This is a genomic window from Microcoleus sp. FACHB-831 (assembly GCF_014695585.1).
GTDB lineage: Bacteria > Cyanobacteriota > Cyanobacteriia > Cyanobacteriales > FACHB-T130 > FACHB-831.
This window is the reverse complement of record NZ_JACJON010000063.1, coordinates 50,010-74,434: the sequence shown is the minus strand read 5'-3', so window position 1 is coordinate 74,434 and position 24,425 is coordinate 50,010. Positions and strand designations below refer to the sequence as shown.

The 24,425-nt window shown below is 46.4% G+C and carries 22 protein-coding genes; 12 read left to right on the top strand and 10 right to left on the bottom strand.

Annotated elements, in window-relative coordinates; translation table 11 throughout:
- Window positions 1–188: 188 nt before the first annotated feature.
- Window positions 189–698, top strand: a complete 510-nt coding sequence (locus H6F77_RS18370; RefSeq protein ID WP_190489992.1) for an MAPEG family protein — start codon at window positions 189–191, stop codon at window positions 696–698.
- Between the two features lie 152 nt (window positions 699–850).
- On the opposite strand, the gene H6F77_RS18365 is transcribed toward H6F77_RS18370, so the two are convergent.
- Window positions 851–1,972, bottom strand: a complete 1,122-nt coding sequence (locus H6F77_RS18365) for a site-2 protease family protein (protein WP_190489991.1) — start codon at window positions 1,970–1,972, stop codon at window positions 851–853.
- A gap of 209 nt (window positions 1,973–2,181) precedes the next feature.
- Window positions 2,182–2,754, bottom strand: coding sequence for a DUF3611 family protein (locus H6F77_RS18360; protein WP_190489990.1), 573 nt, complete (start codon window positions 2,752–2,754; stop codon window positions 2,182–2,184).
- A gap of 256 nt (window positions 2,755–3,010) precedes the next feature.
- On the opposite strand from H6F77_RS18360, the gene H6F77_RS18355 reads away from it, so the two are divergent.
- The gene (locus tag H6F77_RS18355; protein ID WP_190489989.1) at window positions 3,011–3,520 is read left to right on the top strand and encodes a 2TM domain-containing protein; all 510 of its coding nucleotides are present in this window, start codon (window positions 3,011–3,013) and stop codon (window positions 3,518–3,520) included.
- A gap of 120 nt (window positions 3,521–3,640) precedes the next feature.
- Window positions 3,641–4,120 (top strand): hypothetical protein, encoded by a 480-nt coding sequence (locus H6F77_RS18350; protein WP_190489988.1) that lies wholly within the window; start codon window positions 3,641–3,643, stop codon window positions 4,118–4,120.
- On the opposite strand, the gene H6F77_RS18345 is transcribed toward H6F77_RS18350, so the two are convergent.
- Window positions 4,117–5,154 (bottom strand): sodium:calcium antiporter, encoded by a 1,038-nt coding sequence (locus H6F77_RS18345; protein ID WP_190489987.1) that lies wholly within the window; start codon window positions 5,152–5,154, stop codon window positions 4,117–4,119. The two genes, H6F77_RS18350 and H6F77_RS18345, sit on opposite strands and share 4 nt — an antisense overlap.
- 258 nt (window positions 5,155–5,412) lie before the next feature.
- Here H6F77_RS18345 and ccmS point away from each other — a divergent pair, with 258 nt between their 5' ends.
- Together ccmS and H6F77_RS18335 are read left to right on the top strand one after the other, a co-directional pair.
- The gene (ccmS, locus tag H6F77_RS18340; protein ID WP_190489986.1) at window positions 5,413–5,844 is read left to right on the top strand and encodes a beta-carboxysome assembly chaperone CcmS; all 432 of its coding nucleotides are present in this window, start codon (window positions 5,413–5,415) and stop codon (window positions 5,842–5,844) included.
- Window positions 5,845–5,881: 37 nt separating this feature from the next.
- A complete protein-coding gene (locus H6F77_RS18335; protein WP_190489985.1) occupies window positions 5,882–6,433 on the top strand; it encodes a shikimate kinase in 552 nt (183 codons plus the stop codon).
- A 94-nt stretch (window positions 6,434–6,527) separates the two neighbouring features.
- Here the strand turns inward: H6F77_RS18335 and guaA are convergent, their stop codons facing one another.
- On the bottom strand, window positions 6,528–8,135 hold the full coding sequence (gene guaA, locus H6F77_RS18330; protein WP_309228876.1) for a glutamine-hydrolyzing GMP synthase: 1,608 nt from the start codon (window positions 8,133–8,135) through the stop codon (window positions 6,528–6,530).
- 129 nt (window positions 8,136–8,264) lie between these two features.
- The gene (gene cbiD / locus H6F77_RS18325; protein WP_190489984.1) at window positions 8,265–9,401 is read right to left on the bottom strand and encodes a cobalt-precorrin-5B (C(1))-methyltransferase CbiD; all 1,137 of its coding nucleotides are present in this window, start codon (window positions 9,399–9,401) and stop codon (window positions 8,265–8,267) included.
- A gap of 111 nt (window positions 9,402–9,512) precedes the next feature.
- Here cbiD and H6F77_RS18320 point away from each other — a divergent pair, with 111 nt between their 5' ends.
- The 4 genes from H6F77_RS18320 to H6F77_RS18305 all read left to right on the top strand — a co-directional run bounded on the left by H6F77_RS18320 (window position 9,513) and on the right by H6F77_RS18305 (window position 12,099).
- Entirely contained in the window at window positions 9,513–9,650 is a 138-nt protein-coding gene (locus tag H6F77_RS18320; RefSeq protein ID WP_190489983.1) for a hypothetical protein, read from the top strand.
- A 112-nt stretch (window positions 9,651–9,762) separates the two neighbouring features.
- Complete coding sequence (locus H6F77_RS18315) at window positions 9,763–10,095, top strand: STAS domain-containing protein (RefSeq protein WP_190489982.1); 333 nt, start codon at window positions 9,763–9,765, stop codon at window positions 10,093–10,095.
- A gap of 128 nt (window positions 10,096–10,223) precedes the next feature.
- Window positions 10,224–10,412 (top strand): hypothetical protein, encoded by a 189-nt coding sequence (locus tag H6F77_RS18310; RefSeq protein ID WP_190489981.1) that lies wholly within the window; start codon window positions 10,224–10,226, stop codon window positions 10,410–10,412.
- A gap of 412 nt (window positions 10,413–10,824) precedes the next feature.
- Window positions 10,825–12,099 (top strand): ATP-grasp domain-containing protein, encoded by a 1,275-nt coding sequence (locus H6F77_RS18305; protein WP_190489980.1) that lies wholly within the window; start codon window positions 10,825–10,827, stop codon window positions 12,097–12,099.
- A gap of 168 nt (window positions 12,100–12,267) precedes the next feature.
- Here the strand turns inward: H6F77_RS18305 and H6F77_RS18300 are convergent, their stop codons facing one another.
- Window positions 12,268–13,389 carry a pentapeptide repeat-containing protein gene (locus tag H6F77_RS18300; protein WP_190489979.1) on the bottom strand — a complete coding sequence of 374 codons (1,122 nt, stop codon included), beginning with the start codon at window positions 13,387–13,389 and terminating at the stop codon, window positions 12,268–12,270.
- A 57-nt stretch (window positions 13,390–13,446) separates the two neighbouring features.
- Window positions 13,447–14,655 (bottom strand): pentapeptide repeat-containing protein, encoded by a 1,209-nt coding sequence (locus tag H6F77_RS18295; protein WP_190489978.1) that lies wholly within the window; start codon window positions 14,653–14,655, stop codon window positions 13,447–13,449.
- Between the two features lie 49 nt (window positions 14,656–14,704).
- On the opposite strand from H6F77_RS18295, the gene H6F77_RS18290 reads away from it, so the two are divergent.
- From H6F77_RS18290 to moaA, 3 genes are all read left to right on the top strand, one after another.
- Window positions 14,705–14,860 carry a hypothetical protein gene (locus tag H6F77_RS18290; RefSeq protein WP_190489977.1) on the top strand — a complete coding sequence of 52 codons (156 nt, stop codon included), beginning with the start codon at window positions 14,705–14,707 and terminating at the stop codon, window positions 14,858–14,860.
- 103 nt (window positions 14,861–14,963) lie between these two features.
- Window positions 14,964–16,463, top strand: coding sequence for an MFS transporter (locus H6F77_RS18285; protein ID WP_309228874.1), 1,500 nt, complete (start codon window positions 14,964–14,966; stop codon window positions 16,461–16,463).
- An 88-nt stretch (window positions 16,464–16,551) separates the two neighbouring features.
- A complete protein-coding gene (gene moaA / locus H6F77_RS18280) occupies window positions 16,552–17,538 on the top strand; it encodes a GTP 3',8-cyclase MoaA (protein ID WP_190489976.1) in 987 nt (328 codons plus the stop codon).
- Between the two features lie 98 nt (window positions 17,539–17,636).
- On the opposite strand, the gene rpsD is transcribed toward moaA, so the two are convergent.
- The 3 genes from rpsD to H6F77_RS18265 all read right to left on the bottom strand — a co-directional run bounded on the left by rpsD (window position 17,637) and on the right by H6F77_RS18265 (window position 24,286).
- Complete coding sequence (gene rpsD / locus H6F77_RS18275; RefSeq protein ID WP_190489975.1) at window positions 17,637–18,245, bottom strand: 30S ribosomal protein S4; 609 nt, start codon at window positions 18,243–18,245, stop codon at window positions 17,637–17,639.
- 93 nt (window positions 18,246–18,338) lie between these two features.
- The gene (locus H6F77_RS18270) at window positions 18,339–18,758 is read right to left on the bottom strand and encodes a response regulator (protein WP_309228873.1); all 420 of its coding nucleotides are present in this window, start codon (window positions 18,756–18,758) and stop codon (window positions 18,339–18,341) included.
- A 17-nt stretch (window positions 18,759–18,775) separates the two neighbouring features.
- Window positions 18,776–24,286, bottom strand: a complete 5,511-nt coding sequence (locus tag H6F77_RS18265; protein ID WP_190489973.1) for a PAS domain S-box protein — start codon at window positions 24,284–24,286, stop codon at window positions 18,776–18,778.
- Window positions 24,287–24,425: the final 139 nt, after the last annotated feature.

The window sequence follows — 24,425 nt, the reverse complement described above, 5'->3', positions numbered from 1 at the left end:
TGGGTAGAGGAAATGCTCAGTCTTATTGCCAATAAAAAGTCATTTTATCAACGAGGTTTGAGAGCTATAAACCTTATAGAACAGCCGCTCTAGCGGCTTGGTCGCCCCCTGAAAACTTGGGGTCTGACTTTTAAGATAGAATTTCATACTTATAACCAATAAAACAATATTTTTTTGGAGGAATCAAGATGAACGAAAATCTCATTCCCATCTCGACTCTATTCATAGGAATTAATGGTTTCATCGCCTTTGCACTCTCCTACATTGCAGCAATGGAACGGACGAGAACAAGAGTTTGGCACGGTGAGTCAAAAGAGAATGTTACGATGCAACCCGATCCTCTCGCTAACCCCAATATTGTTGCGAGCGGGGTCGAGAGATTAGCGACAATGATGCTGTCCGAACCAGTTAAAGATAATGGTGCTTTACAGCGCAAGGTACGCGCTCATGGGAACTTTGCGGAATATGTGCCGCAGGCATTGCTTTTCATCATCGCTCTGGAATTAATGCATTCGCCAAATTGGCTGCTGTGGTTAGAGGGAGGCGTTCTCACCTCCGCCCGGATTGCCCATGCATGGGGTTTGATCAAAACGTATGGGCCATCTCCAGGGCGTGCAATTGGGTTTTTTCTGACCTGGTTTGTTTATTTGGTTGGCGCAAGCGCGTGTATTTATTACGGTTTTAAGGGCGTAATTTAACACTTTTTTTTGTTCTCATACTCCGGGGAAGGTTTTCATTTTCCCGGTCTGGCGATCGCGCACAAAAAAACTCCCTGGAAATTTCCAGGGAGTTTTCGTTTTATCCCATAACCCTCTAACTTATCGGGGGTTATGGCTAGCTAATTGCCGTATTAAGCAAACTTCGCTTGCGCTTGTCTCATCAATAGTTGCTGAATTGAAGCTTTTTCCACGATTCCAACTAGCACGCCATCGCGAATAACTGGAATCTGATTTAGCTTTTGTTGTTCCAACATTGTCACAACTTCCAACAGCGATCGCTCGGCTTTAACTGTTGTGGATAGTTGCATTGGTTTTATCAGTTCTCTGACGTAAGTTTGCGGCCAAATAGATGTGGGGATAGCGTTTAAATCCTTAACTGCGATCGCTCCTATCAATTGCCCGTTTTCATCAGTTACTAAGAATTCGTCTCTGCTGGGTTTGCCAATAACATACTCGTTGACAAACTCCCTCAAAGAAAGCTCAGATGATACGCTCGAACTGTTAGGAATTACCGCATCTGCTGCTGTCAGGCTTGACAGTAGATCCTGCACCTTTGCATACTGCGTGGCCCGACCAGCGTTTTGCAGTAAGAACAATCCGATAAATAGAGTCCAGAAGCTGCCGACACTGCTAATTCCCAAGATTGCTAACACGCCCAAGCTAATCGCAATCCAACCCAAAAATTGACCAGCTCGACCAGCAAACACAACACCTTTATAAGGATTGCCTGTTATTTTCCAGACTATCGCCTTGAGGATATTACCACCATCCAAAGGTAAGCCAGGAATTAAGTTGAAAAGTGCCAGCGCCAAGTTGATGGAGGCTAGCAGTCCTAGAACTGCTGCAAATGGCCCGGAAATAGCTGTGCTGTAGTTAATGGCAGTCAGCAGAGCAAATATAACTAAGCTAACTAGAGGGCCAGAGATCGCGACCCAAAACGCCTCGCCTGGAGTCTTTGACTCTTTTTCTAAGCTTGCCAAACCACCAAATATAAACAAATTGATGGATTTAACTTCAATACCCTGGCGCATGGCGACGAAGCTGTGTCCCAATTCATGCGCTAAAACAGAGGCAAACAACAATAGCGAGGCAATCAATCCCAGTAGCAATGATAACGATCCGCCCAGTCCTGGAAATTGAGCCGACAGTCCTCCTCCATAACTCCAAGTCATTAAGGCAAGGATGAAGAACCAGGATGGATGGACGTAAAAGGGAATACCAAATAGATTGCCAACGCGAATCGTGCCGTTCATAAGGCTACCTCCAATTGTACAGACGCGATCGCTCGCATCTTGGAGAGGATTCGTTTACCTCTCTATGTTCTTATCGTAACGAACTGTAACAAGCGTTTTAATCTTTTAAATACAGTGTTTACCGTCTTCTGACGTTCGGTTATGAGAATTAGGAAATGGCGTATGTGGCATTTCCAGACTTCAGGCTCCCGACTCCAGACTTCAATGCCCTAATCCCGATGCAGCCAATTCAACATCCAAAGCGGCGCGACCGTACCCAGAAAGTTAGCAGTAATAACAATAAGGTTCGCCATCGCTACAAAAACATCAAGTCCGCGAATGCTCTTACTAGGGTCGTAGGCTGCCACACTTAGTTGAGGCATTGATACAGATTTTGCTACTAGCACTCCCAGAGTCGAGCCAGCACCGAGTATGCCCAATAACATCCCCGCCAAACCCGCAATTACACCAAGACGCAGGAGTTGAGTTACGTCAGCCTTCTTAGGATGTTTTGCTGTATTGGGCGATCGCAGAGCTTTGGATATGCCAGTGTAGCGGAAAGCCACAAAGACGCTGAAGAGTGACGCTAATACTCCGCCTATAGCCCAAAATATACCAATGCCAATGCCTCCAACCGTTTCGTCGCTTATGTTACGACCAGAGACAGCAAACAGCAAAGCTATACCGCAAACAACAGCTAGCACTAACTCTAGCCAGAAGCAAATCCAGCCGAAAGCGCGAAGAGCTGCCGCAATTCCTTGTTTCGCAGGCGCAACCGAATGCGAGTCTGATTTAGTTTGCATATTTAGCCCCATTTAACATAGTTGAACTCTGCTCTTGCAACCAAGAATAGCTTCTAGCTTCAGCGCTTACCCCCGCCTAGCGAGAGAACGATCCCACTACCAAAAGTGGTAAGTGTCTAGAGTTTTCCAGGTCTGGCAACAGGCATACTTCCTAGAAGGCTAGGCATAATAGAAGAAGCGCTATTCTCCAGCGCTTGGGAAGGCAATAGCCATCGCTTCCTTAGAGCAGAAAAATTTTCTCCAAATAGACAAGAGTATGCAGGCATCCGACAACAAAATCACCCGCTCTTATCAGCAAGAAGAGATACAGGAAATTCTTCAGATAGCGATCGCGCGTCAAGCCTATGACGGAGAATTTTCCCGCGAACAGCTTCTAGAAATTGCTTCTGAATTAGCGATTTCCCCAGAATCTCTACAAGTAGCAGAACAGCAGTGGCTATCCCAGCGCGGAGAAATTCAAAAGCGTCAGGAATTTAATATTTACCGACGCGGAAAGTTACAAAAACAAGCTGGCAATTATGTAATTGTTAATTCTTTTTTTGTACTGCTGAATTTAGTTAACGCAGGCGAAATTTCTTGGTCGCTGTACGTTTTATTATTTTGGGGTCTGGGACTCGGCATCAAGGCTTGGAATACCTATCAATCTCAGGGCGAAGATTACGAAAGAGCATTTGAAAAGTGGTATCGCAAGCACCAGTTAAAACAGTCTATTAGCACTTTTTGGACTAAGTTGATGAACAGTTCGCCAGATAGCGATCGCGGCTAAAAAACTGCTAGCAATAATTATCTGTCTAATTGGATAAATGTTGGGATAAAATAGTAAAATATAACAGTAGTTTTCCTAACAAAACAATTAGCATCCCGGATAATTTATCCGGTTACAAACATGGTTCAATACACGCTCGCTCAGAGTCCAGAAATTATCCTAACAGTTCCAGGCAAAGATTCAGTAAAAGCCCGCGAAAAAGCAATGGATCAGCTTATGGAACTCATGGATGCAGGCAAGCTACCCACCGATCTCGAAGATGGATTTGGCCCTCAACAGTTCATTGAAGTCAAAGAACCACCAACCGATACAGCTAGCGACGAGGACGCAGTTACCCAAGCAGTACAGATTCTTAGCAACCTAGCTACGCTTAAGCTCAAAGTTCAGGAATCACGCACCGAGGCACTTGAGGTTCGCGCTCAGGTAGATATATTGTTCTCAGATAAGTCAGTAACTGAAGAGGAAATTGCTCGACTCAAAGAAGGTTTTAAAATTCTAAAAACCTTCGCTCAAGCTAATCTGCGCTATCAAGAAGCGCGTTCTAAAGCAGAGGACGCCCGTGCCGTACTTGATAAGGCGTTAAAATCTCCCGGTACTTAATTAGAGAAAAAGACTAGGGCAAATCCACCTACATAAAGCAGCAGCAAGAAAACGCTCTCGAAGCCGATATTGCCAATTCCATGCTCTTCCCGACGCAACAAGCCCAACAGCAGAATGCCAGTCATCAAGATGGTCAAGGCAAGCACAAAAACTTCGCGTTGTGTTAAAGCTTGATAAATTGAGCCATTGCGAAACGCCACGTCACACAAAGCCAAGACCAACACATCAAAGGTATTGCCACCGAGGACGCCGCTGACTGCTAGCGTCAGCGCTCCCCGCCTTACCGCCACGACTGTGGTCACGAGTTCCGGCAGTGATGTTGACAAAGCGGTAAACAGACTGCCAACTACATTCTGTGAAAGGCTTGTGGAGTTGGCAATGAATACTCCAGCTTGTTCGACCCCATACCCTGCGACTCCAAGAACTGCCGCCAGCAAAAAGAAACGCAACCATAACCCAATCAATCCCGGACTATTTGGCTCGGCTGCTTCTGGTTTGTCAACAATTGTCTCCCCTGTGTTATTTGGTTTCCACATTGGGAGGGATTGAGCCGCAGCTACCAGACGCAAACCGAACAAATACGCTGCTATGAGTCCAAATGAAGCCGGATGGATTCCCCAAAAAGTGACGGATGGGTAACCTACTGCCAGTAGAGGAATTGCTAATAGGACTATGAGCAGGGTTCCCTGCGTCAGCGTTGCAGCGGTGGCAGCGGAGTATTCTAGATTGGTTTCAAGGTAAGTTATATCGGCAATTCCTAGAAAAGCTGTTTGGGCGGCGATATCGCCTAGAGCATTGCCGATGGCTAGTTCTGGGTAGCCTCCGGCAGCAGCAGCGACGGAGGTAACGATTCCAGGCAAGGAGGTGCTAAATCCCAGAAATAAGGCTCCCATCAAGGCTTCGCCAAGCCCGGTTTCTTTAGCCAAACGATCGGCGATCGCAGTCATAAAGGTGCCGCTGATGACTATTGCCAAAGCTGATATTAAAAACAGACCAATACTAAACTCAAGTGAATCGTTAGCAAATTCCAGCATTTATGATTTTTTATTCTCTGCTCAATTGTATAGATAATCACAAATTTTCATTATCTATCTATAAAGACATTAGTGGCTGGAATTTACGGTGGTTTCATCCCTTAGCTAGGTCTTGGGGCATATATCGCGGGCGCTTTTAGCAACTTAGAGCGATGCGAGGGGCGATCGCACAACCCAAATTGGTAGACTAGCAAAACACGAACAACTGTTCGCTCCACACAGATCTGAGATGATATTGGTAATTACACAAGGCAGACAATGATATTACTTGGTAGTACCCAGCCAAATGAGGGAGAAAAGAACTGGCGACGCCAGCTGGATCGCTTTGTCAAAGCAAATCAGCAAGAATTGGCGGCGCTGGCTTGGGGATTGTGGCTAGAAAATGGAGATACCAAGGGTACTGTGGGGATCGATATGAAACCGACCCCCCATTTCGTGTATTGTCCCAAAGCAGCGATAGAGGCGCTCAACAGCCAAGTTGAGAACAAGCTTCAGGAAATATTGGGAATCGTGGATGCTCATAAACCTGAATTAGAAGTTCTTATGATCGGGATTGGCGACGGTCAAATAAAGCTAATTCAGTTTGAACCCTCACCCCCTCCCCCAGTTTGCTTCGAGCAAGTTGCAACTAATGTCGATACTTTATTAGAGCGACTAGAAAATGCTATGAGCGAGCAGATAGACTGCTGAACATCCTCGTCATTGTTGAGTAAAAGATGAAATACAAGTGATTTCAGATATTATTCTCATTGGCCCGATTAGGACAGGGAAAAGCACGGTTGGAAAGCTCCTTGCGGAAAAACTAGGGCTTCCACAGTGTTCTATGGACGAATTGCGATGGGGTTATTATAAGGAAATACATTATGATGAAGAACGGGCGCAGCAAATAAAAGAAAAAGCAGGATTCCTTGGGCTTTATAGATATTGGAAGCCATTTGAAGCCTACGCTGTTGAAAGATTACTGTATGAACATAGAAACTGCGTGATTGACTTCGGAGGCGGTCATTCAGTTTATGAAGACGATAAACTTTTCCACCGTGTAAAAGGAATCTTACAGCCTTATAGGAATATAGTATTGATTCTTCCATCTCCAGATTTAGAAGAATCAATCCAAATACTAAACGAACGCAATGGCGGTATAGTCAGTAATAAAGTTGATTTTAACGAACACTTTGTTAAGCATCCTTCAAACCACGCTCTAGCAAAGTTTGTTGTTTATACAAAGGATAAGTCACCTGAACAAACACGAGACGAAATTCTAAATATTGTAAAACTTTAAAGCAATTTGCTAACAGGCTATTTAGAAATAAAGTGATTATCTCTATTACTAAAACTTAAATAGTGGTATAAGGTGGGCACTGCCCACCCTACTTTTATTCCCACTCAATAGTTCCAGGCGGCTTGGAAGTAATATCGTAAACCACCCGATTAACTCCCCGAACTTCATTTACAATCCGATTCGAGATAGTTTCCAACAAATCGTAAGGAACTCGCGCCCAATCAGCCGTCATGCCATCTTCGCTCTTAACTAAGCGCAAGACAATCGGGTAAGCATAGGTGCGCTGGTCGCCCATAACGCCTACACTCCGAATTGGTAGCAAAACGGCAAAGGCTTGCCACAACTCGGTGTACATTCCCTGGCGGTTAATTTCCTGGCGAACAATTAAGTCGGCATCTCTCAAAATATCCAGCCGATCTTCGGTGACTTCTCCCAAAATGCGAATCGCCAAACCTGGGCCGGGGAAGGGTTGTCGTTGTACAATTTCCTCTGGCAAACCAATCGAGCGACCGACTTTGCGGACTTCATCTTTAAAGAGTTTCCGCAGTGGTTCGACTAACTTAAAACGCAGATCTTTGGGTAAGCCGCCGACGTTGTGATGGCTCTTGATTTTGACAGCTACTCGTTCGCCTGTTTTGGTGTCAAAGTTAGTATCGGCTGATTCGATAACATCTGGGTAGAGAGTACCTTGAGCGAGGTAATCAAAGGGGCCAAGGCGTTTTGATTCTGTTTCAAATACCTGGATGAATTCGTGACCGATGCGGCGACGTTTTTCTTCGGGATCTGTGATATCAGCGATCGCAGTTAAAAAGCGATCGCGTGCGTTTACATACTCCACAGGGATGTGGAATTGTTCTTGAAACAGCTTCACCAACCGTTCTGGCTCGTGCTTTCGCATGAACCCTTGGTCTATGAACATGCAAGTCAGTTGGTCGCCAATCGCTTTGTGCAGCAAAAATGCGAGGGTAGAAGAATCAACGCCACCGGAAAGAGCCAGCAGCACTCGTTTATCCCCAACCTTGGCGCGGATTTCTCGAATCGATTCTTCAACAAATGCGGCAGTTGTCCAAGTAGGTTCGCAGTCGCAAATGTGGTAGACAAAGTTGCGGATTAAGGCAATACCGCCAAGCGAGTGGACGACTTCAGGATGGAACTGAACGCCGTAGAGTTTTTTCTCGTGGTGCGCGATCGCGGCGCTGGGTGTATTCGCCGTGTGTGCCAGCACTTCAAACCCAGATGGCAATGCTTTACATGAGTCCCCGTGACTCATCCACATTGTTGTACCATCTTCTACGTTCGTGAGTAAGTCTGTGGGATCGTCAATAAATAACGATGCCTTGCCATACTCAGCCCGATCTGCGCGTTCGACTATCCCGCCCAGTTGTTGTACCATCAACTGCATCCCGTAGCATACTCCCAACACGGGGATGCCCAGGTTCCAAATTTCTGGATCGCAGTGGGGAGCGCCTTTGTCGTAAACAGAATTAGGCCCCCCAGAGAGAATAATTCCTTTAGGATTCAGTTGCCGCAATGCCTCAGCGCTAGTGCGATAAGGAAGGACTTCGGAATAAACCTGAGTCTCGCGAATGCGGCGGGCAATTAGTTCGGAGTATTGGGAACCGAAGTCGAGAATTACAATGATTTGTCGGTTCAGTTGCCCCAAATACTCTATTAGAGGCGGTGTTTCAGTTTGTAGAGTCACCGTTGTTGTTTCCTGATGTAGATAGTGGGAATGTACAGATAGATTTGGACAGCTAAAACGTGGCCTGGGAACTAAACTATAAAAAGCCGTTTATTTCGATTTATTAAGGCAATTGCTATTCTTATAAAACTAACACAATTGATACAGTAATGCGGCAGCGATTTTGCTTTTGACAACAATTTGGCGATCGCGGTCAAACATTATCGAACCCACAAGGACATCGCGATCGCCCAAGTTGCGGATATATTCAGAAGAGCGTTGGTCGATGCGCGAGGCGATCGCGCCATAAACCCGCTCGACCCAATCTGTGCCATCTTTGGCATCCAATTCCCGCAAATATTTTAGCCCCCCTTCCGCAGTAGGAAGTGCAAAAATAGTCTGCATCACAGAAGTCGGCAAACCCACCTGGGCACAATAAGCTGTAAGAATTTCTAGCCGTCCATCAGCAAGGTGGTGGTGAGTGTGAAAAATTCCACCCGCCAATTTAATCAGCTTACCGTGATAGCCAAATAACAATATTGACTTTACGTTATAAAATCCTGCTGCTACCAACAACGGCCCCAACCAATTAGCAGTCTTGACCAATTGGCTAGGATTTATACCTAATTTAGCTGCCAAATCTAAGCCATTTTCCCCCACGCAGAACACCAAACAATCAAAATTACTAGCCTTTTGTTGCAGTTCCTCTTGATAAGCTTCTAGAGTTGCACTAGCACTTAAAGGTTGAGAAATTCCCCTCGTTCCCAGTAGAGACAGTCCTTCTAAGACACCAAAGGCAGCATTAGAAGTGCGTTGAGCCAGCGCCCGACCTTCGGGCAAAATAATAGTTACCTGAATTTTTTCCCCTGGTTCCAGCAGACGCCCCAAATTTTCTCGCAATACCTGCTGTGCATAAGCATAGATAGCAGCCTTGTCACCAGCGTCAACCATTCGCCCGATCCCTTCCCCACCTTTGATGGCGATCGCTTCTGGTTCAAACTCCGGACTCCGGACTTCCTTAACCCATTCCACCAAAGCCCAGATTGGTGTATTGCGCGTAAGGTCGAGATTATCGCCGGGATCGCTGCGGGTAATTGCTAAAGCCATTCCCTCGCCGATACCCGCAACCTGTTCAATAGGAATTTCCACTGTTTCGGCGGGTTCGATTAAATCGATTGATACAGCATCAAGCGGTTGAGGGTGGCGCAACCAGCGCAGTGCGGCAACTGCGGCGGCACAGGCAAAAACGGGTAGCGTGTATCCAGAACGGGGTTTGAGGAAGGTCATTGGTAAGGAGCGATCGTGGGGTTTTTGAGTACTGTCTTAATTGCCTGCTTTTAATCGCTATTAGGGCTTCGATAGGTTTGAGTAATAATTTTCGCAATAAATATTAACTTTATGAATAACAACTACTATATTTTATTGTGCGAGAGAAACATTGTAGGAGATATGCCCCAAGGGGTTTTGAGCAAATTTACCAGATTGGGTGCGATCGCATCGAGGACTGGGACTGCCGACAATCATAGCTCGTTGTGATCCAAAACACTGCGCTTGGGTGACTTTTGGCAGATCTCTTATCGGATTTTCATAGCATCCTATCAATATAGAAATTTTTCTTCCCTAAATCAGACGCGGCCTAGAGATAACGATGAACGTCCTCAAGAACTTTTTCAGCAAAGCCCCTGTTCCTCAAGCCATCAAACACCAAGTTCGTCCCGCCACCGTTGTACTTAGACCAAGCGGTTGTCTAGATTGCTCGACCAGCCCCGCATTTAGAAAGTCTTTAGAGCAAGCTTTGGAATTAGCAACTGATACTGTTGTCGTGGATATGATATCTGTAAGCGCAGTCAAATCTGAGGGAATCAAGAGCCTGCTGGATGGTATGAAGCAAGCCGCAGCCTTGGGCAAAAATCTATCCTTACAATTCCTGGATGTAGCAACGCAGACTGTCCTCGAATCTGCTGGTAACTATAAGTATTAGAAAGCTTTAAAAAATAGCTTTAATAAGTTAACCCGCATCCCAAAGGCAGCGAGCGCTAATAGGGTGCGGGTTGCTTATATCAAGGTTAATTAACTAGGAGAAACTAGAACAGATTTCACAAGTGGGCGTTGCCAAATCAACTAATTATTCACGCTGCGATCGCTCCCATGAATTCTGTTTCTTTCGTCGCCTTAGCCCAATTGAGCCGCAGTCAGGCGATCGCGCCCAGCGTCAAAATGTATTCAAAATTACACAAGCGCTTAGGTGAGAACTCTGCCTTTAGAGAGAGCGAGCCTGTTCTTGGGGTAGACGTTTGATGGAATAACGCAATTTATACTGTCAAGATACTGACTGCGCTATAGACATTCTCACGTATCAGCGAGGATAAGCAGTTGCAACTGGCACAGAGGAGGAAGAATCTTACACGAGTAAAGCAACACGTTGAGATTGAACGCAGTTTTTCTCATTACTTGAGGAGAATCGCAGCTAGCGATCGCAAGTTTAAAAAATCTGCAAAAGTCACAACAATAGATACAACTTCTACTACGTTAAATTCTTCAGGATAAAGAGGCAATAAGTTAGTTTTTAAAAGCAAGTATGCCTAACTTTATTTATTCTCGTGTAGCTTTCTGCCAATCTGATGGAATCAGATCGATAAAATCAGCCGCCATCCAGATTTTTAGAAATTATACATCTTTGCGCTAATCGTCATTAGGGTCTTTCCAAACCATGAATACTCAATACAACTTTAATTATTTCCAAGGTAATTCTTTCTCCCAACTATTTGCTCAAGATATTGCCGATGCAGGGTATACGTTCATCTTGAATTACCCAGCAACTTCAAGTTGGGCAGCTTATCCCAACACGAAAAAATACTTTTTACAAGACGGGAGCGATGAAGCAACCAAAACTTCCTATGACAAAATTTGTGAAAAGGAACCTTGGAAAAACTTAGCGGTTTTAGGGGATATCCTTTCCGGTGTTGTCCTCAGCCAACCAGGAAAAGTGTTAGTTGACTACTGGCGAGAGCATTTTGGCTTCAGCTACAACAACCTGGAAGTGATCGAGAGTAAAGATTATCTCGATGAAATTAATAAGAGCGATCGCTTGGAGCGAGTTATTACTCTATTCCCCTTCGACGGCTTACTTCCCCAGAAGCACGCCGTCGATCCAGATACTCACTATCGCCTATTGAGCAAAGCAACGCTAGCTGAACTTGGGGTGAGTTGTCCAAAATATGAAACCTACAATCTGCACGAAACCAATTTCGATGAGATTAAATTACCAGAACAATTCCCCTACTTGATCAAAACATCTCATGGACTCTCAGGGGAGGGTACTTATATTATCAAAAGCGCCAGCGAACTTAACTACTGCTGCGAAGAAATTAAAAAATATCTGAATATCAAACTGCTGGATACCATCATCGTCTCCGAGTTCATTAAAGACGCTGTAGAAAACTACTGCGTGCAGTTTTATGTCAACAAAGTCGGAGATATTACCCTCATTGGCGTTACTCGCCAACTCGTCAGTCCCGAAGGCAAGTACTTGGGCGGACTCATTTATTATGGCGAGAGCGACATGAGCAAGTTCTATGAGATGATTGCCGCCATCGGTCAGTATGCTCATAAGCAGGGTTATTTCGGCATTATTGGCTTCGACGTTTTGGAAGATAAAGACGGGCAACTTTTCGCGATCGATGCTAATTTTCGAGTTAACGGTTCAACTCCTCTGTGCTTGCAGCGTAATACCCTTCTGGAGCTGGGGAAAGAGGTAGCGAATTATTCAACTGACTACTGGATGGACGGCACTTTGGACTCGATTTTAGTGACTCTCAAGGAAGAAATAGAGCGTAAAGACTTGATAATTTTATCGGCGCTAGAAAGGGTTAAATATGGCAAAATTTACACTGAACTTTACGGAATTGTAACTGGTGAAACTCTTGAAGATATGCAGCGCATCGACCAAAAAATGCATGATAAGGGGTTGCAGTTGGTTAGTTAAAGAAGAGTTTTTATAGAAAGGAAATCAAGGAGGATATAGGCCCCATCTCATCTTCGAGTTTATGAGGGGGGCAATGTTGTCTGCCTTAATATTTCAATAATTACGATGGAATTTTAAGGAATGGCGTTCCCCGAACGAGCCAGGGAACGAGAGCATAACTGATAACTCCTAACTCCTAGATTTTCCTAATAACCTAGCCTTAGCCTCAGCGGGGTTAATGATTTTTTCCTTGAGGGATGCGATCGCTTCTTGGGACGATTCATAAAAGTAAGGCTCCAGCACCCAAGGATATTGCTGCAAATCTCTAAACATAAAAGAGTATTGCCTCTGGGCTGAACTATGCAAAATTGGTTGAATGGGGACTCGCTCTATGTCAGGGAGAACAGTCTGCAACTCGTCCGGGATGCTTCTGGGGTCGGTAAAGTCGGCAATAATAAACCGAGCCATACCAGCCACGCGAGAGATAGTCTCGGTGAGATCCTGCCTTAGTGATGTCTCGAAATCAAACACAATCGGCAAATAGCTGCGATCGCGAATTTCATTGAGAATCGCATCCAAAATTGCCAGGCGATCTGGTTTAAAGCTACCCATAATCAAGACGGCATTGCAGCTAATGCTACTAATGACACCGTGCATTTTTTGGTCGTTGAGCAGCAAGTAAATAAACTGAGCAAATCCAAGATTATCTGTGGCGATGGTAGGTTCACCCTCTCTCGTAATAATCAGATTCGCTTGATTTGTTCTGTCCAGGTTTAATTCCAGAGCGGAAATTCCATAAATTCGACAACCTTGAAGGTTGGCATTCGCCAAGTTTGTCTCGATCAATTGCGTGCCGCTCAAGTTGGCACCGCTCAAGTTGGCACCGTTCAAGTTGGCACCGCTCAAGTTTGCCCTGCCTAGATGCGCCCCCCTCAAGTCGGCGCCGCTGAGGTAAGCGCCGCTGAGGTCTGCCTTCATCAAATGCGCCCCCCTCAAGTTGGCGCCGCTGAAGTTGGCACCGCTCAAGTTGGCGCCAATCAAGTCTGCCCCAGTCAGGTTTGCCCCGATTGGGGTTGCCCCACTCAGGTCTGCCGCGCAGAGGTTTGCCCCGCACAAATCGGCTCCGCTGAGGTTGGCCATTCTCAGGTTCGCTACCCTGATGTTTGCCCCCCAAAGCTTGGCTTCGCTCAGGTCGGTTCTGCTGAGGTCTGCTTCGCTAAAGTCTGGCTGGATTTCAGGATTTTCGTCCTTCCAATGGTTCCAGGCATCTACCCCAAGTTTTACTAGAGTCAGATGATCTTCGTTTGCCACGCCGATCAAGCCCTCCTTATTTTTTGCGTGCTTTGTACTTGCCCGTGCCTGCCAGTTTTAATTATTGCTTTTTATTAACTCGTTTGCTTTGGCCTCAACAGGGGCAATTACTTTTTCATAGAGAAACGCGATCGCTTCCTCAACGTTCTCATAGCGATACGGCTCTAGCACCAAAGGGTATTTCTTAAAAGGCTCCAACATAGCTGCATCTTTGGCTCCCGCTTGCAGCAGCACTTGTAGGGGTACTAGCTCCACTTCATGGACAATACTTTGCAATTCCTGTGGAATGTTTTTGGCATCGCTCAGGTCGGCAATAATAAATCTCGCCATACTTGCCAAACAAGAGACAGTCTCGACGCGATCGCGCCCGCCTGGTTTTTCTAAATCAAACAATATGGGCAAATAATTGCGTTGGCGAAGTTTTTCGCGGATTGCTTCTAAAACTTCCTTGCGTTCTGGTTTAGTCAAGCGACCGATTAGCAGCACAATTTTAGACGGAACGGTATTAATAACCTCGCGGATTTGCTTGTGATTGAGCAGCAAATAAATAAACTGAGCCACCTCAAGATTATCTACAGCGATCGTCGGTTCGCCTGGAGGAGTAATAATCAAATTTGACTGATTTGCTCCTTCCAGGTTTAACCCCCAACACGAAATCCCATAGATAGAACAACCCTCCAAGTTCGCCTGCTCAAAGCTAGTCTTTAGCAACCTAGCTCCCATCAAGTTTGCCCCTTGCAAATCCGCCCAGCGCAGATCCGCCCCTTGCAGATCCGCCCCTGTGAGGTTGGCTGCTTTGAGATTAGCCTCGCTCAAGTTCGCGCCGATTAGATTCGCGCCGCGCAAGTCAACCTCGTTCAAATTTGCGCCGATCATGTACGCCCCACTCAAATCTGCCTTACCCAGATATACCCAGTGCAGATCTGCCCCGTTCAAGTTCACCCGGCTCAAATCTGCCTCGAAAAGATAAGCTTCGCTGAGGTTAACTTCAGTGAGATTTGCTTCGCTAAAGTCCGCATTGCTCAGATATGCCCCGCTCAGGTTCGCTCCTGCTAAATCTGCTCTACGCATATCCGCCCCCATCAAGTTGGCTCCGCTAAGATCGCTGCTTCGCATAGCTGCGCCCACTAAGTTGACTGCACCGATATCGCACGAGTGCAGATCTGCTCCGTTAAGGTCTGGCCTTATTTCAGGATTAATTTGCCTCCATTGATTCCAAGCTTCTACCCCTTCCTTGAGCAGATTTAGCTGTTGCTCGTTTGCCATACAGATCGACACCCCTTCTTAATTTCATTCTTGTGGCGCATCTGCCCGGATGCAGCCTTGGCGGTTTAAATCTGTAGATGCTGCCTATGCTATAGAGATTAACCGAGATTTTCTGGGAAACATAGATAACAGAACAACAATACTTCAACTATCTTTGAGCGATCGCAACTATTTTCTGGGAGGTATTTTTGTCGTATTTGCCTGAACAATCTTTCTTACTGCGGAAAGCTGCACAGTACAAGCCTTTCACTCTATCGTTTTATAGCTTCCCTCTGCGGTATCGAAGGCATTAATAATTCAACTTAGTTGTGAGGAATTTTGTGGTTGCCTATCCCAACCTATCTAACTCAGTAAAAGACTTTGCTCCAGATCCAACCGTCACTCTGGCCGAACAGGGAATTATACAAACCATCGCAGCAACCGAAACCATAATCCCTGCCGCAGAACCGCACAAATTATCCAAATCTTCAATTCGGTCTAGTCTAAAGGCATCTACCTGGGATGCAGTCTTTGCTGCTATTTTTGGCAGCATTACTGGCGGCGTTTTGCTCAGTAACTTCTTGCTTCAACTGGGTGCAACTCCAGTCGAGATAGGGATGCTGTCTTCTATGCCAATGCTGGTCAACTTACTGCAACCGCTGGGAGCGCATCTGGCAGAGCGCACCACGAGCCGCCAATGGTATGACTTGGCTGTTTTTGTGCCAGCACGGCTGATGTGGCTGATTTTAGCGATCGGGATTTGGTGGATAAACTGGTCTCATAGCGATCCGCACCAGCTAGTCTCTTGGACATTGGCAATAGTTTTACTCTCCAACGTACTGGTATCGTTGGGCGGTGCTTCTTGGCTGAGTTGGATAGCGACGTTAGTGCCCGTGCGGGTACGGGGGAGGTATTTTGGATTTCGCAATAGTGCCGCTAGTTTGACCGCTCTCATCGGCGTACCCCTCTTGGGTCTTGCAGTGTCTGCATGGCCGGGTGGGACGATTCAGGGTTACGGTGCGCTGTTGTGTGTGGGAGTCGTGGTTGGGCTAATCAGTATTGGCTGTCAGTTGTTCATGGCTGATGTGAATCCCCAAGAGCAGGGAAGAGGGGAAGACGACCTACAGAAGGAAACGGGGACAGTTGTTGAAGCTAAGCCTCGCTTGGAGCCTAATTTTTTGAGGTTTTTGCTTTACATTAGCTTCTGGGTGTTTGCTGTTAATGTTGGCTCGCCGTTTTTTAATCTCTTTTTGCTGGACAACCTGGATATAGATGTCAGCTGGGTAACGATCTATGGCAGCATTGGGGCTGGGGCTAATTTGCTGATGATGGTTGTGTGGGGCAAGTTAGCCGACCGGATTGGCAATCGTCCGCTTATGGTGTTTGTGGGAGTGCTGGTAGCGCTGACGCCGTTACTTTGGGTGGCGATTGGTGCTGATGCTGTTTCCCTTTGGGTGTGGTTCCCGCTTTTACACTTGTTGATGGGTGGTACGCAGGCGGCTATTGATTTGTGTACCAGTAATCTCCAAATGGATGTAGCACCGTTGCGAAACCAGTCTAAATATTTTGCGATCGCTGCTGCTGTTGCTGGTGTTAGCGGTGCGCTGGGAACTACAGTTGGTGGCTTTCTTGCCAGTTTCCCCGGCTTCGGCGGCTTGCCAGCAGTATTTGCCCTCAGCGCTGTGGTGCGCCTTTTAGCTCTTTTGCCCCTTGTAGCAGTCCGCGAAAATCGCAGTCAGCCGCTAAGGATGGTGATGCGATCGCTCTTGCCTGTTAAAGCACAACTTGTGCCAGTTGTCGTAATTCAACCAGCAGATCGGTCAAAATAGGCGTTAGGAGCTAAAAGGTTAATAAGTTTTAACTTTCTAACCTTCTATTTCCCTTTTGTCTTTCGCGCATCTCGCCCCAAAAAACAGCATGAACCAGGTAGATTACCTTCGTATCAGCTTAATTGACCGTTGTAATTTTCGCTGTCAATACTGTATGCCGGAAGGGGCTGAACTTGACTATCTGTTGCGGCAACAGTTGCTAACCGATGAGGAACTGCTTACTCTTCTCAATGAGGTGTTTATCCCTGTGGGATTTACGCGCTTTCGTCTGACTGGGGGTGAGCCGTTGCTGCGTCCGCGCTTGGTGGAGTTGGTAAGAGCGATCGCATCTCTCCCTCAAACCCAAGATCTCTCGATGACTACCAACGGGTTTTTACTCGCCCCAATGGCGCAAAATCTCTACGATGCTGGGTTGCGCCGCATTAATATCAGTCTCGACTCGCTCGATTCTGAAATTTTTGACAATATTAGTGGCAATCGCGGTCGTTCGCGATGGCAGCAAGTCTGGGACGGCATTCTCGCCGCTCATCGCGTTGGTTTTGACCCGCTAAAGCTGAATGTGGTTGTAATTCCCGGTGTCAACGACCATGAAATATTAGATTTAGCTGCTTTGACCATTGACCGCCAATGGCACGTGCGGTTTATTGAATTTATGCCAATTGGCAATGGCGATTTGTTTGGCGATCGCGGTTGGCTTTCTTCTGCCGAGTTGAGACAACGCATCAGCGATCGCTGGGGCTTGACAGAATCAGCTATACGTGGTAATGGCCCTGCCGATGTATTTAAGATTCCCGGAGCCAAAGGCACGCTGGGATTTATCAGCCAGATGTCGGAATGTTTTTGCGATCGCTGTAACAGGATGCGCCTCTCAGCAGATGGCTGGCTCCGCCCCTGTCTGCTCAACGAAACTGGTCAAATAGACCTAAAAACTGCTCTCCGTAGCGGTGTAGATCCAGCGGAACTAAGAACGCAAGTGCAGGATTTGCTGCAAATTAAGCCAGAAATTAACTACAAGCAACGTAATTCCGGCACGACTGGCATTTATACCCGCACCATGTCGCAAATCGGCGGGTAAATAAGTAAAAAGGCAAAAGTAAAAAGGCAAAAGTAAATCCTTTTCTGCCTTTTGCCCTCGTTCCCAGGGCTGCGGCCTGGGAATGCTTTTGCCTTTTCTTACGCTTGGCGCGAGTAGAATTCAACCACCAACAGTTCGTTGACTTGTAACGCTACCCATTCGCGCTCAACAACGCCGTTCACCTTGCCACTAAGCTTAGTTTTGTCAAACTCTAGATGGCTGGGTGTATTCGCCAAGCCAGGAAATTCCAGGTTTTGTTGCACGATCCGTTTGGATTGGTCGCGATCGCGGACGGTAATCGTTTCGCCAGGACGGCACTGATAGCTGGCAATATTGACCACGCGCCCGTTGACTGTAATGTGACCGTGATTCACCAACTGGCGAGCGCCGGGGATAGTAGGAGCCATCCCCATGCGGAAGACGGTATTATCAAGGCGCATTTCCAGCAGTTGCAGCAGCACTTGACCAGTTGAACCTGTAGCGCGTCTGGCTCTACGCACGTAACGCAGCAACTGTTTTTCGCTCAAGCCGTAGTTGAAGCGGAGTTTCTGCTTTTCCTCAAGTCGAATAGCATATTCAGAGCGCTTCTTGCGGGCTTGACCGTGCTGACCGGGTGGGTAGGCACGGCGCGGCGATTTGCGACTCAAACCGGGCAGATCGCCCAAACGACGTACAATTCTTAGCCGTGGGCCTCGATATCGGGACATATAGCTTCCTGTTTTGTATCCTGCTTAAACTTTACGCAAAACTATCATTATACGCTGCAAAACCTTTATAGTCTAGTAGTAGGGAAAGAGGATTTACTCTCGCGGGAGTTTGACAATGGTAAGCCAGAAGTCTTCTATTGCCTGCACTAATTGTAGGAAATCATTGAGGTCAAGTGGTTTGGTAATGAAACAGTTTGCATGCAGATTATAGCTTCCCACAATGTCTCGCTCGGCTTCAGAGGATGTGAGAACTAAGACGGGAATTCGTTTAAGCTTGTCATCGTTTTTGATTTCTTGGAGAACTTCGATACCATTGCGCTTGGGTAGATTTAGATCCAGCAGGATCAAGTCGGGACGAACAGCATTTACGTGCGTGCCCTCTTTTTTCAGGAAAGCGATCGCCTCAAGTCCATCTTTGACAACGTGCAGGTGATTCCAAACTTTACTCTCTCGAAACGCTTCTTGGGTGAGGCGAATATCTCCTTCGTTATCTTCTACTAGCAGGATTTCCACTGGTTTACCCCCAGTATTCAATTAACATCAACTCCTGTTAAGGGAATAGTAAAGTGAAATACACTCCCCTGTCCTGGTTGCGACTGTACCCAAATTTGCCCGCCGTGCCTTTCAACAATTTTTTTGCAGAGGGCTAAACCAATGCCAGTACCTGGATATTCTGCACGGCTATGCAAGCGTTGAAAGATGACAAAAATGCGATCGCGCTGATCTGGCTCGATGCCAATACCGTTATCGCGGACTGAGAAGATCCATTCATTTTCTCCCTTTTGGGCAGAAACGTGAATCCGGGGGGGGGGATTTCCACAAAACTTTATAGCATTCCCAATTAAGTTCTGCAAAAGTTGTCCCAGTTGCGTGCTATCTCCCCAGACAGTTGGTAAAGCATCGCGCTTTACAATAGCACCGCTTTCCTCAATAGCTATTTGCAGATTAGCGATCGCATCCTCGAATATACTTTCGCATTCCACTGGCGCGAACTGTTTGCCCCGCGTCCCAATGCGCGAATATTCCAACAAGTCTTTAATAAGTTTTTGCATCCGGTTAGCACCATCAACCGCGAATGCAATAAACTCGTCGGCGTCTTCATCTAGTTTGCCTTTGTAACGTCGCGACAAAAGTTGCGTGTAACTGGCAACCATTCGCAGCGGTTCCTGCAAATCGTGAGAAGCAACATAAGCGAATTGTGCTAAATCGGCATTAGAACGAGCCAATTCCTTTGCCTGTTCTGCCAATTCATGCTCCATTCGCTTGCGTTGCGTAGCCGCCGCCACGGCATCGCTAATGTCAATGACAAAACACACGCCAGTATCCTCATGTCCTTCCAATATGGCACCGCCGACGAGAACGGGGATGCGGCTGCCATCTTTACGAATGTATTCCTTCTCAAAGGGAGTACAAACCCCATTAGCTGCCATCTCCTGGATTCCTTTCTCATCCAGATGAATGTATTCCGCAGGAGTGATATGTATCCAATTCACCTTTTCTGAAAGCAGATCTTCACGGGTGTAGCCCACCATCTCAAGAAAAGCGTCATTAGCTTCTGTAATGTTGCCATTAACCTTCCAGAAAATAATCCCAATCATATTAGAGTCAACCACGCGCCTAAACCGCGATTCGCTCTCCCGCAGAGCCTCTTCTGCTTGCTTGCGTTCGGTGATATCGGTTGTGCTGCCATAGTAATAAAGTACGCCGTCCTCATAAGCAGGACGACCGATGATTTCAAACCAACGCGCCCCTTTGTGAAACGTGTGAAAAAGATAAACAACCCTGTAAGGTTCGCCTTTGTTAATAGCTTCCCAGGCTATCTTAAGTGCTTCAAGCGACTCGTATCCGGAATCGACGCGATCATCCCAGACTTGATAATTCTCAAAAAATGCATCTCTAGAAATTCCGCTGATTTCGGTTACGACACCGCTAGCATAGATAAACTGTCTGGAGGCAGGACAGAATTTCCAGACAAAACTAGGCAACATATCGAAAATTTGAGTAATCTCCGCAGCGCTTCGCTTGACTAGCTCCTCAGCCTGCTTGCGATCGCTAATATCGATTGAGATACCGCACAATGCATAGGGAACCCCGGAAGCATCGCACAGGGGAAACTTAATCGAAGTGTAAGTATGCATTCCATCATCTTGAGGAGCCACTTCCTCCCACATCTGCGGGCTTCCGGCTTCGAGTACCTGGCGATCGTTACGTTGAAATACTTCTGCCATCTCTTCTGGGAACAAATCGTAGTCATTCTTACCTTTGACCTGCTCTCTATCGACGTGGAAAAGCATTTCAAACTGGCGATTAATCAAAATAAATCGCCCCTGAGTGTCTTTAAGGTAGATGACAGTCGGGGAGTTATCTAAAATTGCCAGTAGCCGCGCCTCGCTTTCCTTTAGCGCTTCCTCAGCTAGTTTGCGACTTGTGATATCGTGATGGATGCCAACCCATTCGCGAATAGAACCATCGGCTTCCAGAACTGGAACCCCGCGACAAAAGAAATAGCCATAGTTACCATCGTGCAACCGCACTCGATATTCAGTTTCATAAAGGCTTTTAGTTTCAATTGCCTGCATCCAGAGTTGTGCGGTTTGTTCGCGATCGCCTGGATGCAGTGCTTCGAGCCATCCCCAGCCTTGAATTTCCACTTCAGTCTGACCAGTAATCGCTCTCCACAGTGGCAAATCACTCACAACTAAGCCAGAGGGATCGGTCGTCCAAACATTCTGTGCAGTGGCTACAACTAGAGAACGATAGCGCTCTTCACTCTGCCGCAATGCCTGCTCAGTTAGCAACCGCTCTACAATTTCTGTTCGCAATTCGTTATTTACTTGTGCTAATGCCGCAGTCCGTTCCTGAACGCGAATTTCTAACTCGTCGTGCGCCTTTTTTAGTGCTTCCTCAGCCTGTTTGCGTTCTGTGATGTCTGTAGAGATACCACAAACTGCATAGGGTACGCCACTAGAGTTATAAAGAGGAAACTTAATTGAAAGGTAGGTATGAATTTCATTGTCTTGAAGGACAATTTCTTCAGTTTCTAGGGGCGCGTCAGTTTCAATTACTTGGCGATTATTGGCCACAAACTTATCAGCTATATTCTGAGGCCAGGTATGGTAGATACTTTTACCGATGAGTGGTTCGCGGTTGCGGTTAAAGAGATTTTGAAACTTGCGATTGATTAGTAAATATCTGTTTTGAACATCTATAACATAAATGACAGCCGGAGAATTATCTAAGATAGCCTGTAGCTGCTGTTGACTTTGGTAGAGCGCTTCTTCTGCTCGTTTGCGATCGCTGATGTCCCGACCTTCTGCAATTAGGAAAACTACTTGCTCTGTCTCGTCTTTAACAGGTTTAACCGAGGTATCAATAGTTAAATTTATGTCTTCCCCAAATGGTAGATGGACTTCAAAACGAGCAAATTTTCCTTGCGCTGCTTCAGTAATAGCCGATAACCAAAGCTGGCGATCTTCGGGCGTGAACTTCCATCCTGCGTCCCAAACTCGACGACCTACAACATCCGAATGCTTAAGCCCGCCCGCCTCTAGTGCTGGCTGATTCACTTCTAAAACGGTGCCGTCAGGGTTGAGCAATCCAATGAATTGAAATGTTTGGTTGAAGATGGCGCGGAATCGCCTTTCGCTATCGCGCAGAGCTTTTTCTGCCTCGATGCAATCGCTGATGTCGCTGGCAATTCCCATAAAGCCTGTAATATTGCCCTCGCCATCTCGTACAGCTGTCACCGACAGCAGGATGGGGAAGCGGGTGCCATCTTTGCGGATGTAAGTCCATTGGCGCTCGTCTGGCTCTCCTTGGCGAGCCTTGGCAACAAAAACTTCAAACCCAGGCTCGATGGTTACTTTCAGCTCTTGCGATAGTTCTTGGGCACGTTTTGCTATTTGGTCTTTGTCATGGAATAGGGCAGGGGTTGTTTTCCCAACTACTTCTGCGGCGGCATATCCCAACCAGCGCTCAGCAGCTCGATTAAAGGTGAGAATTGTGCCGTCTACATTAGTAGAAATAATCGAGTAGTTGGCGCTATTTAAAATTGCCCGTTGAAGCCTGGTTATTTCATTTAGCGACGCCTCTGCTTGCTCGGCAATAGCAATTTGTAATTGCAAGTCTGCATTCGCTTTTGCTAGCTCGGCAGTTCGTTCCCCTACGCGAATTTCTAATTCGAGGGCAGCTTTTTGTAAAGCTTCAAGAGCTTGCTTGCGCTCGCTAATGTCCCGCTGGAGCGATATCCAATGGGTGTAATTGCCTGTCTCATCTGCTACTGGAACAATACTAAGTTCAACCCAGAATTCTGAACCGTCTTTGCGATAGTTAATTAACTCAACAACCACAGGCTCCAAATTTTGCAGCGCCACGCGAATTTTATCTAGGCTTTGACGGTCAGTTTTTGGGCCTTGTAAAATGCGCGGCGTTTGTTCTATAACTTCTTCAAGGTTATAGCCAGTCATGCGCGTGAAGGCGGCATTTGCATAGATAATGCGGGGGCCTGGATTATCAATTGGTTCAGCTTCGGAAATAAGTACGGCATCATTGGCATGTACTACGACAGATTCAAGCAACCGCAACCGCTCTTCAGTTTGCTTGCGCTGAGTTATATCTTCTGCAATGCCGACGATGCGGTAGATTTGTCCGTGTTCGTTGCGAACTGGGAAGGCGCGATCGCGTATCCAGCGCTGTCCGCCGTCAGGCCGCAAAATTCGATATTCTTCGTCATAATCTTCTGGGATTAGTTTCTCAAAGGCGGCAATTATACGCGGTCGATCTTCTGCGTAGATAGTATCTAGAAATGATTCTCGCTGTTCGTAAAGACTCTGGCGCGTGCGACCCCATATCTCCTCGTAGGCGGGACTTACATACAGCATTTGCTGGCTATCAACGTCAATCATCCAGAAGATTTCGCGGAGATTAGTAGCAATTTGACGAAAGCGCTTTTCACTTTCTATGAGGGCTTCTTCTGTCTGTTTGCGTTCGGCAATTTCACTTGCTAATTGTTCGTTTGAGCGGCTTAATTCTAAAGTGCGATCGCTAACTCGTTGTTCCAATTCTGCATTGAGCGATCGCAGTTCTTCTTCGGCTTTTTGACGGCGTTCGTCTATAGCATTTAACGACTTGGCATTACACCAAATTAAAATGCTAAAAATTACTAGGTTCATCACACCAGCGATCGCTAATCCAAAGTCGCTATCGTATTGCTGTTGGCGATAACCTTTAATAATTATCCACGACAAAAACGGCGGAATCACAACAACTGCTAAGGACAACCGCCGCGCCATGATGCCACCCGCACTGTTGCTGGTAACAATTGCCATTAATCCTTTGTCTGGACAAGCAAATAGAATGCTAATACTCAGGAGGATAAACGCGATCGCCGTGTGCAGTGCCATGCGGGTGTAAGTGGCAATCCCGTAAAACTCTTTGATGTTGTAGATATAGCCCAAAAAACCCAGCCATGCTACTAAAAATGCTACAAGGCTCAATAACTGGGCAACATGATAGCGATAACCCCGCGTTTGCATCAGCAGCATTGCACCGCCAAGTAGGATAAAATCCAAGGCAGTGTTAGGAGCCATCCGATTTGGAGCCAAAGTTCCAATGGCATTTGGTGGTTCTTTGAAGAGTAATTGGTCGATGCCGAAATCTACACCAAATTGATATTCAATTAATGTCAGCAAACCAATTACAAAAGGCAAAAGGCAGAAAGCAAAAGGCAAAATAAAGAATTTATTTCTATTTACTTGTTGCTGTCTTGCCCCCAAATCTGGGGAAGCAAAGCTAAACTCAGCTTGGGGGCGCTTTTCGCTTTTGCCTTCCTTATGCCACAGCCACAATGCAGCACCGCTCAAAATAAAGCCCAAAGCTGCGTTGGTTTTCATCGTCACCAATCCGGGGAAAACGCTTTTAAGCGCTGGAATGTCGAGTATCCAACCCAGCATGACAAGACAGCCAATCGCACAGACGGCTAAACTAGCAGCCTGAGATATAGATTGGAGGGATGTGGTAAGACGAGTATTAGATTGAGCCACGATCGCTGATTTAGCCTTGAGTAATAAATCTGTGATGAAAATGTCTGTAGAAAATTTACGATTGGTTAAGGCGTGCTTGTCTTATAAAGGCATCGCAATAGTCCGCAAAGAGATAATAAGATGTTCCACATTTAATTTG